The organism is Pseudoalteromonas sp. MMG024, from assembly GCF_021654175.1.
Lineage (GTDB): Bacteria > Pseudomonadota > Gammaproteobacteria > Enterobacterales > Alteromonadaceae > Pseudoalteromonas.
In genome coordinates this window covers 20,501-33,401 of the sequence record NZ_JAKFZO010000014.1, presented here as the reverse complement: position 1 = coordinate 33,401, position 12,901 = coordinate 20,501, and the positions used below count along the sequence as shown (strand labels likewise).

11 protein-coding genes are annotated in these 12,901 nt (G+C 42.3%); 8 read left to right on the top strand and 3 right to left on the bottom strand.

Annotated features, from left to right (window positions below; genetic code table 11):
* The gene (locus L1068_RS14255) at window positions 1–669 is read left to right on the top strand and encodes a pseudouridine synthase (RefSeq protein ID WP_237130797.1); all 669 of its coding nucleotides are present in this window, start codon (window positions 1–3) and stop codon (window positions 667–669) included.
* A 14-nt stretch (window positions 670–683) separates the two neighbouring features.
* Window positions 684–1,487 carry a tRNA cyclic N6-threonylcarbamoyladenosine(37) synthase TcdA gene (gene tcdA, locus L1068_RS14250; protein ID WP_237130796.1) on the top strand — a complete coding sequence of 268 codons (804 nt, stop codon included), beginning with the start codon at window positions 684–686 and terminating at the stop codon, window positions 1,485–1,487.
* A 328-nt stretch (window positions 1,488–1,815) separates the two neighbouring features.
* Here tcdA and L1068_RS14245 read toward each other — a convergent pair whose 3' ends face one another.
* From L1068_RS14245 to L1068_RS14235, 3 genes are all read right to left on the bottom strand, one after another.
* Window positions 1,816–2,232, bottom strand: a complete 417-nt coding sequence (locus L1068_RS14245) for a SufE family protein (RefSeq protein WP_237130795.1) — start codon at window positions 2,230–2,232, stop codon at window positions 1,816–1,818.
* A gap of 2 nt (window positions 2,233–2,234) precedes the next feature.
* Window positions 2,235–3,437, bottom strand: coding sequence for a cysteine desulfurase (locus L1068_RS14240; protein WP_237130794.1), 1,203 nt, complete (start codon window positions 3,435–3,437; stop codon window positions 2,235–2,237).
* A gap of 118 nt (window positions 3,438–3,555) precedes the next feature.
* Window positions 3,556–4,842, bottom strand: coding sequence for a citrate synthase (locus tag L1068_RS14235; RefSeq protein WP_010560040.1), 1,287 nt, complete (start codon window positions 4,840–4,842; stop codon window positions 3,556–3,558).
* A gap of 389 nt (window positions 4,843–5,231) precedes the next feature.
* Here L1068_RS14235 and sdhC point away from each other — a divergent pair, with 389 nt between their 5' ends.
* The 6 genes from sdhC to odhB all read left to right on the top strand — a co-directional run bounded on the left by sdhC (window position 5,232) and on the right by odhB (window position 12,842).
* The gene (sdhC, locus tag L1068_RS14230; RefSeq protein WP_152960794.1) at window positions 5,232–5,606 is read left to right on the top strand and encodes a succinate dehydrogenase, cytochrome b556 subunit; all 375 of its coding nucleotides are present in this window, start codon (window positions 5,232–5,234) and stop codon (window positions 5,604–5,606) included.
* On the top strand, window positions 5,600–5,947 hold the full coding sequence (gene sdhD / locus L1068_RS14225) for a succinate dehydrogenase, hydrophobic membrane anchor protein (protein ID WP_010560042.1): 348 nt from the start codon (window positions 5,600–5,602) through the stop codon (window positions 5,945–5,947). Before sdhC ends, sdhD begins: the two co-directional genes overlap by 7 nt.
* A complete protein-coding gene (gene sdhA / locus L1068_RS14220; RefSeq protein WP_054980798.1) occupies window positions 5,948–7,720 on the top strand; it encodes a succinate dehydrogenase flavoprotein subunit in 1,773 nt (590 codons plus the stop codon).
* Between the two features lie 11 nt (window positions 7,721–7,731).
* The gene (locus tag L1068_RS14215; protein WP_010560044.1) at window positions 7,732–8,442 is read left to right on the top strand and encodes a succinate dehydrogenase iron-sulfur subunit; all 711 of its coding nucleotides are present in this window, start codon (window positions 7,732–7,734) and stop codon (window positions 8,440–8,442) included.
* A 91-nt stretch (window positions 8,443–8,533) separates the two neighbouring features.
* Window positions 8,534–11,347, top strand: a complete 2,814-nt coding sequence (locus L1068_RS14210) for a 2-oxoglutarate dehydrogenase E1 component (protein WP_237130793.1) — start codon at window positions 8,534–8,536, stop codon at window positions 11,345–11,347.
* Window positions 11,348–11,357: 10 nt separating this feature from the next.
* Window positions 11,358–12,842, top strand: coding sequence for a 2-oxoglutarate dehydrogenase complex dihydrolipoyllysine-residue succinyltransferase (odhB, locus tag L1068_RS14205; RefSeq protein ID WP_237130792.1), 1,485 nt, complete (start codon window positions 11,358–11,360; stop codon window positions 12,840–12,842).
* Window positions 12,843–12,901: the final 59 nt, after the last annotated feature.

Here is a 12,901-nt window from a genome sequence, read left to right as displayed (position 1 = left end):
ATGAGTTATCCAATAGTATTTGCGTGCGATGAATTTTATGTGGTGAATAAACCCCATGATGTAAGCTTCCATAGCGAAGGCGGCGAGGGCTTTTTTGTACTGCTTGAAAAGCAGGTCAATGAAAAGCTTTATCCAGTACATCGCTTAGATAAAATGACATCGGGCTTAGTTATTGTTGCGAGAACCAAACAAGCTGCTGCGGAATTTGGTGATTTGTTTAGTCAAAAGCACAAAAATGCACTTGAAAAATACTATTTAGCAGTTGCTCAAGGTAAACCAACAAAAAAGCAGGGTTGGGTAAAAGGGGACTTGGTTAAGGCGCGTCGTGGGTGCTATAAACTACAAAAAACCATGGAAAACCCTTCTGTAACGCGGTTTCAATCGCAGTTAATTGAACCCAGTTTACGTCTTTATTTGCTGCAACCAATTACAGGTAAAACGCATCAACTGCGTGTTGTGCTTAAGAGTCTATCGGTGCCTATTTTAGGCGATGAACGCTATGGCGGTGAGCACAGCGAACGTGGTCATTTGCATGCATATGCGATTAAATTCACGTTTGGTAACACACCATATCATTTTAGTGTTAAGCCATGCGGCGGCGTATTTGAGCACTGTGAAACAAAAAAGCTTATCGAACAATGGCACACGCCTTGGCACGAGTTTAATTAAGGTTAAAAATTTACATGACAGAGTCTTATCAAAATCGTTTTGGCGGCATTGCGCGTATTTACGGAATTGAACAGCAAAAACTGCTTAATAATGCCCATTTTTGTGTTGTTGGTATTGGCGGTGTGGGTAGTTGGGTCGCTGAAAGTCTAGCGCGTACGGGCCTTGGTAACATTACCTTAATTGATTTAGATGATATTTGCGTCACTAACGTTAACCGTCAAATCCACGCGTTGACATCGACTATTGGCGAGGCGAAAGTTGATGCCATGGCAAGTCGAATTAACGAGATCAATCCTGATTGTAATGTGTCAGTTATCGATGATTTTTTAACGCTTGAGAATATCAGAGAACATATTGAACAATTTGATTATGTTATTGATTGTATTGATCAAGTAAAAGTGAAAGCGGCACTTATTGCCCATTGTAAGCGCAACAAATTACCGATTATCACAATAGGCGGCGCAGGCGGACAAATCGATCCAAGCCAAATCAGAATAGGGGATGTGGCTAAAACCAAACAAGACCCGTTACTTGCGAAAGTACGCTATTTGCTGCGTAAGCAATACAACTTTTCAAGTAATCCAAAACGTAAATTTGGTGTGGACTGTATTTATTCAGAAGAGCAATTGGTTTACCCATCAAGTGACGGCAGTGTGTGTCATGCGAAAGCCGGTGCTGATGGCAATATGAATATGGACTGTCAAACAGGCTTCGGCTCGTTAACCATGGTGACTGGCAGTTTTGCATTTTTTGCAGCGGCAAAAAGTGTGAAAAAATACTTAGAAAAATGTGAGCGTAATACCAATCCGCATAAATAATTGGTCATTCAGCGAGAATTAAAAGCGTTTCAGGCAAGGCATTGACTGCAGAGAATGGTGTTTCCCTTGTTAAAGTCAATAACGCAGTATGAAACGCTTTTAAACTCGCCTGTTAGGAGCGCTCCAAAGGCGCGATGATTGCGCCAAATTTTCTCGATTTAGACTCACTAGACCTTCACAAATTTTGCTTACCCTCCCACCTTTGGATAGCTCTGAATTGGCTAATTACTTATGCGGATTGGTATAACAATCAAAGTTAGTTGCTTTGATTGTTACCTATAAAAGTTTGTTATAATAACTGCATACAATATAATCTTTAAAATTGATTTTACTCATCTGTTTGTATTGCAAATTGTGTAATGGCATCTGAAATTGCTAAAATACCATTACCACGACTTGGACTCAGGTGCTGTAAAAGCCCCAATTCATTGAACTCAGTTTGAATATTTATGCGCTTAATTTCATCAACTGTTAAACCATTAACCAATGTAGAAATTATATAAATCAGTCCTTTCACGATGCGTGTATCTGAGTCCGCTGTTACCACGATATGCTTTTCGCTTTCATCAAAATCGACATAAAGCCAAACATTACTTTCGCAGCCGTTCACTTTTGCATGGTCAACTTTGAGTTCAGCTGGCAATTTTGGTAACTGTTTACCTAGTAACATAATTTCACGATACTTATCTTGCCATGATTTTTTGGCAATAAAGTGTTTTTTTAAATTTTGGTATTGTTCGGTCATGGTTAATCTAGTAATTCAATAGCTTGTTTTAATGCGATAATAAAGCGGTCAATATCATCGACGTTGTTATAGCAACTTATACTGATACGAATCGTACCCGCAACACCGAGTAGGTTTATCAGTGGCTGAGTACAGTGATTACCTGAACGTACTATAATGCCGGCTTGGTCGAGTAGGGTCGCGACGTCAAGGTTATGCTCGTCTTTGTAGTTAAAACTAATTGTGCCGATATTATTGTTTAAATCGCCATAAATTTTTATCCCGTCAATCTGTTTAAGTGCGTTTATCGTGTAATGATAGAGCGCCTTTTCAACAGCTAGTTGCGTTGCCATCTCGCTTGAGTCCATAAAATCAAGTGCAGCAGAAAAGCCAATCACACCAGCGATATTTGGCGTACCAGCTTCAAAACGAGCGTTACCGTGGCGAAAGCTTGTTTCATTAAAACTAACGCGTTCTATCATTTCGCCGCCTGTTTGGTAAGTTGACAGTAAAGATAGGCTATGTGGTTTAGCGATTAATGCACCAACGCCGGTTGGTCCAAACATTTTGTGTGCAGAAAGCACATAAAAATCACAATTAAGTTCACTGATATTTGGCTTTAAATGTTGCATCGCTTGTGCACCATCAACCAAAGTGATGGCGTTGATGGTATGTGCGGCGTCAAGTAAGGTTTGTATTGGTAAAATATTACCTAAAGTATTTGATGCGTGACTAATCGCCATCAGTTTCGGTTTTAGCGTATTAATCATGGTTAAACTAACATCTAAATTTAGTACACCATTTGCATCGACAGGCAGAATGTGAAGCGTTGCACCTGTGCGTTTACACAGCGTTTGCCAAGGCACAATATTGGCATGGTGTTCAAGCGCTGAGATAATAATAACGTCACCTTGCTCGATATGCGCATCAATCGAGCTGGCAACCAGGTTAATCGCTTCGGTAGCGCCTTTTGTCCAAACAATTTGTTCCGCTGTCACCTGGCAATAGTGTGCTAATTTTGTGCGTGTTTGTTCGTATAAGGCGGTGGTGTTTGATGCAAATTCACTGACACCACGATGTACATTGGCATTGTGGCACGTATAAAACTCGGTAATTGCATCAATCACGTTCTGAGGTTTTTGCGTGGTTGCACCATTATCTAAATAAACAGACTCAGTGTGTTTAAAAAATGGAAAATGAGAACGAATTTTTTGATTATCTAACATAGTGCCACCTGAGAATGCGAGCGGCGATTTTAATGAAATACACTAATTTTCGCAATTATTGACGGGGTTTAGACATTAAAAAAGCCGCAAATAGCGGCTTTTTTAAACTCAAAGAGGATTAACGAGACGTTACGTCTTTATAATCACGCTTTGTTTCACCAGTGTATAACTGACGAGGACGACCGATCTTCTGACCAGGTTGAGATAGCATCTCATCCCAGTGTGAGATCCAACCAACGGTACGTGACATTGCAAAAATTACAGTGAACATGCTTGTTGGAATACCAATCGCTTTAAGAATGATACCTGAGTAGAAATCTACGTTAGGGTAAAGTTTCTTCTCGATGAAGTATGGGTCTTCTAGTGCGATTTGCTCTAAACGCATTGCTACGTCTAGTAGTGGATCTTCAATGTTTAATTCTTTAAGTACTTCGTGGCACGTTTCACGCATTACTGTTGCACGTGGGTCGAAGTTCTTGTAAACACGGTGACCAAAGCCCATTAGACGGAACGGGTCGTTCTTATCTTTCGCTTTTGCAACGTACTCATCGATACGGTCTACTGAACCGATTTCTTCTAACATTGTTAGACATGCTTCATTAGCACCACCGTGCGCAGGGCCCCAAAGTGATGCAATACCAGCTGAGATACATGCATACGGGTTAGCGCCTGATGAACCAGCTAAACGTACAGTCGATGTAGACGCGTTTTGTTCGTGATCTGCGTGAAGCATGAAGATGCGGTCCATTGCTTTTGCAAGAACAGGGCTTACTTCATATTTTTCAGCGGGTACAGAGAACATCATGTGTAAGAAGTTTTCTGCATAGCTTAAATCGTTGCGTGGGTATACGAACGGTTGACCGATGTTGTACTTGTAACACATCGCCGCAATTGTTGGTAACTTAGCAATTAGACGAACAGCGCTACGGTGACGTTGTGCTGGATCTGTGATGTCTAAATCTTTGTGGTAGAAAGAAGAAAGTGCACCAACAACACCACATAGCATTGCCATTGGGTGTGAATCTACACGGAAACCTTGGAAGAAAGCACCAATTTTTTCGTGAAGCATAGTGTTAGTTGTGATTTCGTTTTCAAAACCAGCTAACTGCTCGGCATTTGGTAACTCACCATTTAATAGTAAGTAACATAGTTCGATATAGTTTGATTGTTCAGCTAAATCGTCGATTGCGTAGCCGCGGTGTAGTAAAACACCTTTAGCACCATCAATGTACGTGATAGCTGATTCACATGAACCAGTAGACATGAAACCCGGGTCGAACGTGAAGTAACCATGGCTGCCTAGGGTGCGAACGTCGATAACGTCCTGACCAGCTGTGCCAGAGTAAATAGGAAGTTCGATAGGATCTAGCCCATCAATATGGACCGTGGCTTTTTTGTCTGCCATCTAATTATCTCCTTTAAATATAACAAACCAGTTTGTTATTTTTGATACGGATGTTAAGCAAATTCTATCTATTCTAACTTATAAATAGGGAAGAAAGTCAATTTAAATGCATCAATTGATGATAACTATTCTTCAAACGGATAAATATTATACCAATGGCTACTTCGCAAGCACCTCTTATTAAACAAGAATTGTAATAGGCCATATGGTCTTATATACTGTGGTAGGCATTCTAAAAGGTGAATGCCTTTCGTCTGGAGCGAATGCTGTTTTTTCATACCGCGACTCGTCATCGCTGTGTGGCAAATTTCGCTTTGATGGTTCCATCAATATTTTGGTGGGTTATAACAACAATAGTTGGACTCCTTAGAGTCAATGGGCAAGTAACAGTGAAAAAGCAAAGACCTGTAAATCTAGATTTATCTACTATCTCGATGCCAGCAACTGCTAAAGCTTCAATTCTGCACCGTATCTCAGGTGTGGCGTTGTTCTTCGCTTTATCTTTTGTAATTTGGGCATGGTCTGAATCACTTTCTTCTCCTCAAGGTTTTGAATTCGTCAAGAGCCTGTTTACCGGGTTCATTGCCAAATTCATTGCATGGGGTGCGGTAATCGCGCTTCTGTATCACTTAATTGCAGGTGTACGTCACCTTCTAATGGATACAGGTCGTTTCGAAGAATTAGGTTCAGGTAACGCAAGTGCTAAGTTTGTAATGGCACTATGGGTTGTATTAGCCGTGTTAGCAGGAGTATGGATATGGTAGTTAATCAAGCATCTCTAAAACGCGACGGTGTACAAGATTTTGTATCATTACGTGCAACAGCACTTGTATTAGCGTCATATGCTCTGTTTATCTTAGGGTATTTTCTTACTACTCCAACTGTAACGTTTGAAGCGTGGCAGGGATTATTTTCTAACTTAGCAGTAAAAGTGTATACCTTAGCTGCGCTAGTTTGCATGATGGTTCATACCCGTATTGGTTTGTGGCAAGTTCTAACTGACTATGTTAAGAACGCTAAATTGCGCGCAATCCTAGGCTTTTTCCTAAACCTGATGGCTTTTGCATATGTAGCTGTTGGTTTCTTTGTTCTTTGGAGTGTGTAAGTGGCTATTTCAACAAGAGAATTTGACGCTGTAGTAATTGGTGCCGGTGGTGCGGGTATGCGTGCTGCATTGGCTATCAGTGAATCAGGTAAAACTTGTGCACTTATTTCTAAAGTATTCCCAACTCGTTCTCATACGGTGTCTGCACAAGGTGGTATCACAGTTGCTTTAGGTAATTCCCACGAAGATAACTGGGAATGGCACATGTACGATACGGTAAAAGGTTCTGATTACATCGGTGACCAAGACGCGATTGAATACATGACCAAAACAGGTCCTGAAGCAATTACAGAATTAGAAAACATGGGTCTACCGTTTTCACGTTTTGAAAATGGCCGTGTTTACCAACGTCCTTTCGGTGGTCAATCGAAAAACTTTGGTGGTGAACAAGCTGCACGTACCGCAGCAGCAGCTGACCGTACTGGTCACGCGCTTCTTCACTGTCTATACCAACAAAACGTTAAAAATAAAACAAATGTGTTCTCTGAATGGTACGCATTAGACCTTGTTAAAAACGACAAGGGTGACGTTGTTGGTTGTACTGCTATCGATATCGAAAGCGGCGAAGTAGTTTACTTCAAATCTAAAGCGGTTGTTTTAGCAACTGGTGGTGCAGGTCGTATCTTCGCATCAACAACAAACGCGCACATTAACACGGGTGACGGTGTTGGTATGGCAACACGTGCTGGCATTTCAATGCAAGACATGGAAATGTGGCAGTTCCACCCAACGGGTATTGCAGGTGCAGGTACACTCGTTACTGAAGGTTGTCGTGGTGAAGGTGGTTACCTTCTAAATAAAGACGGCGAACGCTTCATGGAACGTTACGCGCCAAACGCAAAAGACTTAGCGGGTCGTGACGTTGTTGCTCGTGCAATGATGACAGAAATCCGTGAAGGACGCGGTTGTGAAGGCCCTTGGGGTACGCATATCAAACTTAAGTTAGACCATTTAGGTGCTGAGATGCTAAACCTACGTCTTCCAGGTGTTTGTGATCTTTCTAAGACATTCGCACACGTAGATCCTGCAAAAGAACCAATCCCAGTAATTCCAACATGTCACTACATGATGGGTGGTGTACCAACTAACGTTAATGGTCAAGTTATTAATGTAGATGGTGCTGGCAACGAGAAATTAGTTGAAGGTTTATTCGCAGTAGGTGAAATTGCATGTGTATCTGTACACGGTGCAAACCGCTTAGGTGGTAATTCACTACTTGACCTTGTTGTATTCGGTCGTGCAGCGGGTAACTTCTTAGGTACTTACCTGAAAGATGCAGAAATTTCGAAAGAAGCATCAGAATCTGATCTAGAAGCAGCGATGGCTCGTTTCAATCGTTGGGAAACTTCTAAACCAGGCCAAGGTGAAGACCCAGTACAGATCAAAAAAGACCTACAAAAATGCATGCAGCTTAACTTTTCGGTATTCCGTGAAGGTGACTCTATGGCAACAGGTCTTACTGAGCTTAAAGAAATTCGTGAACGTTTACAGCATGCACGTCTTGATGACAAGTCATCTGAGTTCAACACGCAACGCATTGAGTGTTTAGAACTTGATAACTTAATGGAAACTGCGTTCTCAACAGCTGTTGCTGCGAATTTCCGTACAGAAAGCCGTGGTGCACATTCGCGCTTCGATTTCCCAGAGCGTGACGATGAAAACTGGTTATGTCACTCAGTTTATAGCCCAGTGACGGAAGAAATGTCTAAGCGTGAGGTGAACTTCTCACCTAAAACACGTGAAGCCTTCCCACCTAAAGCACGTACTTACTAGGAGCGAAGTCAATGGCACAATTACAATTTTCTGTCTATCGTTACAATCCAGATGTAGACAACGCACCGCGCATGCAAGACTATACCCTTGAGGTAGAAGAAGGTCGCGATATGATGGTATTGGATGCACTTTTACAACTAAAAGAGCAAGATCCAACACTTTCTTTCCGTCGTTCATGCCGTGAAGGTGTATGTGGTTCTGACGGTGTAAATATGAATGGTAAAAACGGTTTAGCGTGTATTACTCCATTATCTGCACTAGGTAAGGGTAAAATCGTTATTCGTCCATTACCAGGCTTACCAGTTGTTCGTGATTTAGTAATTGATATGTCTCAATTCTATTCACAATATGAAAAAGTTAAGCCATTCTTAATCAACGATAAGCCAACAGGCGGTGAAGAGCGTCTTCAATCTATTGAAGAACGTGACAAGCTTGATGGTTTATATGAGTGTATCTTATGTGCATGTTGTTCAACTTCATGCCCATCATTCTGGTGGAATCCTGACAAGTTCATTGGTCCTGCTGGTTTGCTACACGCTTACCGTTTCTTAGCTGATAGCCGCGATACGGCGACAGAAGAACGTTTAGCAGATTTAGACGATGCATTCAGCGTTTTCCGTTGTCACGGTATTATGAACTGTGTCAACGTGTGTCCTAAGGGCCTTAATCCAACTAAGGCAATTGGTCACATTAAGTCTATGTTACTAAACCGTTCGGTATAAAACGGCAGTAACACAAAACACCGCGGCGATAACTTTGTTATCGCCGTTTAACTAAAACTTAGTATTCTGCGCTAGTAAAAAGGGCTTATAAATGCACGAAGGTGTAATGAAGGCATGGCTAGAGTCTTCTCACTTTAACGGTGGTAATGTCGCATACGTAGAAGAACTGTATGAAGCGTACTTAGATGACGCGAGTTCAGTTTCTGACGAATGGCGTGAAGTGTTTGATGCACTACCGAAAGTAGAAGGTGTAGATGTCGATGTAAAACATTCAGACATAAGAGCACAATTTGCCGAGCTTGCGAAAAACAAGCATAAAGAAGTAGTCGTTGCAGCAGGTGGCGCATCTGATGCAAAACAGGTTAGGGTTCTGCAATTAATTAATGCATACCGTTTCCGTGGTCACCAAAATGCGAACCTTGACCCATTAGGTTTGTGGCAGCGTGAAAAAGTACGTGATTTAACACTTGAACACCACGATTTAACGGATTCTGACCTAGATAAAGAATTCAACGTAGGGTCATTTGCTTCAGGCAGTGACACTATGAAACTAAAAGACTTATATGCAGCACTTAAGAAAACCTACTGTGGTTCGATTGGCGCTGAATATATGCATATCACGTCTACAGAAGAAAAGCGTTGGTTACAACAGCGTTTAGAATCTAACTTTGCCCAGCCTCAATTTAGCAACGAAACTAAGTTACGCATCTTAAAAGGTCTTACGGCTGCTGATGGTCTTGAAAAATACCTAGGTGCTAAATTCCCAGGTGCAAAACGTTTCTCACTAGAAGGTGGTGATACGCTAGTACCTATGCTTAAAGAACTTATTCACAGAGCAGGGGAAAGTGGTCAGGAAGAAGCCGTTATTGGTATGGCGCACCGTGGTCGTTTAAACGTTTTAGTTAACGTACTTGGTAAAAATCCACAGGTTCTGTTCGATGAATTCGCTGGTAAATACGGTGAATTAGCAGGTTCTGGTGACGTTAAATACCACATGGGTTACTCATCTGATTTCGCAACTACGGGCGGCAACGTGCACATGGCACTTGCGTTTAACCCGTCGCATTTAGAAATCGTTAATCCAGTGGTTATGGGTTCAGTACGTGCACGTTTAGACCGTTTAGGTTGTACGAATGGCTCAAAAGCACTACCTATCACTATTCACGGTGACTCGGCAATTGCTGGCCAAGGTGTGGTTCAAGAAACATTCAACCTATCACAAACACGTGCATTTAGTGTTGGCGGTTCGATTCGTATCGTTGTAAACAACCAAGTTGGTTTTACAACGTCTAAGCAAGAAGACGTTCGCTCAACTGAATACTGTACTGATATCGCGAAAATGGTGCAGGCACCAATTTTCCACGTAAATTCAGACGATCCAGAAGCAGTCGCTTTCGTAACGCAACTTGCGCTTGATTTCCGTAACAAGTTTAAGCGTGACGTAGTAATTGACTTAGTATGTTACCGTCGTCATGGTCACAACGAAGCGGATGAGCCAAATGCGACTCAGCCGTTAATGTATCAGAAAATCAAAAAGCACCCTGTGCCGCGTCAGATTTACGCTGATGCACTTGTGTCTCAAGGCGTATTAAGTGCTGATGACGCAAAAGCGCTTGCTGATAACTATCGTAACGGTTTAGACAACGGTGTGTGTGTTGTTGATGAAATTCAACCAGACACAAAACACTCATCAGATTGGTCTAAGTTTGTTGGTCACGATTGGGACGTTGCATACGATCCTGCACTGCCGCTTGATAAGCTGAAAGCATTGGGTGAATCAGTTTCTAATTACCCTGAAAACCACAAAGCACAGTCTCGCGTTAAGAAAATTTACGATGATCGTAAAGCGATGGCAGCGGGCGAAAAGCCGTTAGACTGGGGTATGGCTGAGACACTTGCTTACGCATCATTAGTAGACGAAGGTACTGATATTCGTATTACCGGTCAGGATTCTGGTCGTGGTACGTTCTTCCACCGTCATGCAGTAGTACACAACCAAGCAGATGCATCAACCTATTTACCGCTACAAAATATTCGCCCTGAACAAGGTGCGTTTGAAGTATACGATTCGGTATTATCTGAAGAAGCGGTACTTGCATTTGAATACGGTTATGCAACTGCAGAACCAACATCGCTTGTCTGTTGGGAAGCGCAGTTCGGTGACTTTGCCAACGGTGCACAGGTTGTATTTGATCAATTCTTAAGTTCTGGTGAGCAAAAATGGGGCCGTTTATGTGGCTTAACTATATTGCTACCGCATGGTTATGAAGGCCAAGGTCCAGAGCACAGCTCTGCACGTTTAGAGCGCTTTTTACAGCTATGTGCTGACCACAATATGCAAGTATGTGTGCCGTCAACGCCAGCTCAAGTTTACGCAATGATCCGTCGTCAATCAGTACGCCCTCTGCGTCGTCCATTGATTGTTATGACACCAAAATCATTGCTGCGTCACCCACTTGCTGTTTCAAGCCTTGAAGAGCTATCAACGGGTGTATTCAACAATATGATTGATGAAATCGATGATATTGATGCAAGTAAAGTTGAGCGTGTTGTGTTCTGTAGCGGTAAGGTATACTACGAGCTACTGCAACAGCGTCGTGAACAAGAGCTAAACAATGTTGCTATTGTACGTGTTGAGCAATTGTACCCATTCCCACATGCGGAAATGGAAACAATTATGCAGCGTTACCAACATGTTAAAGATTTCGTATGGTGTCAAGAAGAGCCACAAAACCAAGGTGCTTGGTATTGCTCGCAACACCATTTCTGGGAAGCAATTCCACAAGGTGCTAACTTAAGCTATGCAGGCCGTAAGGCATCAGCATCGCCAGCATGTGGTTATATGTCTACCCATACTAAAGAACAAACTGCGTTGATCGCCGACGCTCTAACAATTAAAAAATAAGGAATAAGAGATGACAACCGAAATTAAGGTTCCTGTTCTTCCTGAATCTGTTGCTGATGCAACAGTTGCAACTTGGCACGTGAACGTTGGTGATACAGTTAGCCGCGATCAAAACCTTGTTGATATTGAAACAGATAAAGTAGTGTTAGAAGTAGTTGCTCCAGAAGATGGTGTAATTACGGAAATTTCTCAAACGGAAAGTGCAACGGTACTTGGTGAACAAGTGATTGCACTATTAGGTGCGGCAGACGCAGCAGCTGCGCCAGCAGAAACAACAGCAGCGCCAGCAGCGGCGCCAGCAGCAGAAGGTAAAGAAGTGGATATTAAAGTTCCTGTACTTCCAGAATCAGTAGCAGACGCTACGATTGCAACATGGCATGTTCAACCAGGTGAAGCGGTAAGCCGTGACCAAAACCTAGTAGACATCGAAACTGACAAAGTTGTTCTTGAAGTTGTTGCGCCTGAAGATGGTGTAATGGGTGATCACATTCACGCAGAAGGTGACACAGTACTTGGCGAACAAATCATTGGTAAATTAGTTGCAGGAGCAGCTCCTGCGGCGGCAGCGCCAGCAGCAACAGCTGAAGCGCCAGCAGCATCTGACGAAAACTCAGACGTGTTAACGCCTTCTGTTCGTCGTCTAATTGCAGAAAAAGGCCTTGATGCTTCACAAATCAAAGGTTCAGGCAAAGGCGGTCGTATCACAAAAGAAGACGTAGACGCATTCTTAAAAGCACCAGCAGCTAAACCTGCTTCAGCTCCTGCGGCGGCAGCGCCTGCAGTTGCACTTGGTGAGCGTACGCAAAAACGTGTTCCTATGACACGTCTTCGTAAGACAATTGCTAATCGTCTTCTAGAGGCTAAGAATTCAACTGCAATGCTTACAACGTTTAACGAAGTAAACATGAAACCAATCATGGATCTTCGTAAGCAATACAAAGATGTATTTGAAGAGCGTCACGGCATCCGTTTAGGTTTTATGTCTTTCTACGTTAAAGCAGTTACTGAAGCACTTAAGCGCTTCCCTGAAGTAAACGCGTCTATCGACGGTGATGACATTGTTTATCACAACTATTTCGATATCAGCATTGCAGTTTCTACCCCTCGCGGTCTAGTAACACCAGTACTTCGTGACTGTGACAAGCTATCAGTTGCTGAGATTGAAAAAGGTATCCGTGAACTAGCACTTAAAGGTCGTGACGGTAAACTTACTGTTGATGACATGACAGGTGGTAACTTCACTATCACAAACGGTGGTGTATTTGGTTCACTACTTTCTACACCAATCATCAACTTACCGCAATCATCTATTCTTGGTATGCACAAAATCCAAGATCGTCCAATGGCGGTAAATGGTAAAGTTGAAATTTTACCTATGATGTACCTAGCACTATCGTATGACCACCGTCAAATCGATGGTAAAGAATCAGTTGGTTTCTTGGTTACAATTAAGGAACTACTAGAAGATCCAACGCGTTTATTATTAGACGTATAATAGATCTGGATTAAAAAATAAGCTGTGGAGTGATTCGCAGCTTTTTTTTTGCGCCTTTG

Coding starts and splice junctions, on each gene's coding strand:
- L1068_RS14255 (WP_237130797.1), top strand. CDS start 1: ATGAGTTATCCAATAGTATTTGCGTGCGATGAATTTTATGTGGTGAAT.
- tcdA (WP_237130796.1), top strand. CDS start 684: ATGACAGAGTCTTATCAAAATCGTTTTGGCGGCATTGCGCGTATTTAC.
- L1068_RS14245 (WP_237130795.1), bottom strand. CDS start 2,232: ATGACCGAACAATACCAAAATTTAAAAAAACACTTTATTGCCAAAAAA.
- L1068_RS14240 (WP_237130794.1), bottom strand. CDS start 3,437: ATGTTAGATAATCAAAAAATTCGTTCTCATTTTCCATTTTTTAAACAC.
- L1068_RS14235 (WP_010560040.1), bottom strand. CDS start 4,842: ATGGCAGACAAAAAAGCCACGGTCCATATTGATGGGCTAGATCCTATC.
- sdhD (WP_010560042.1), top strand. CDS start 5,600: ATGGTAGTTAATCAAGCATCTCTAAAACGCGACGGTGTACAAGATTTT.
- L1068_RS14215 (WP_010560044.1), top strand. CDS start 7,732: ATGGCACAATTACAATTTTCTGTCTATCGTTACAATCCAGATGTAGAC.
- L1068_RS14210 (WP_237130793.1), top strand. CDS start 8,534: ATGCACGAAGGTGTAATGAAGGCATGGCTAGAGTCTTCTCACTTTAAC.
- odhB (WP_237130792.1), top strand. CDS start 11,358: ATGACAACCGAAATTAAGGTTCCTGTTCTTCCTGAATCTGTTGCTGAT.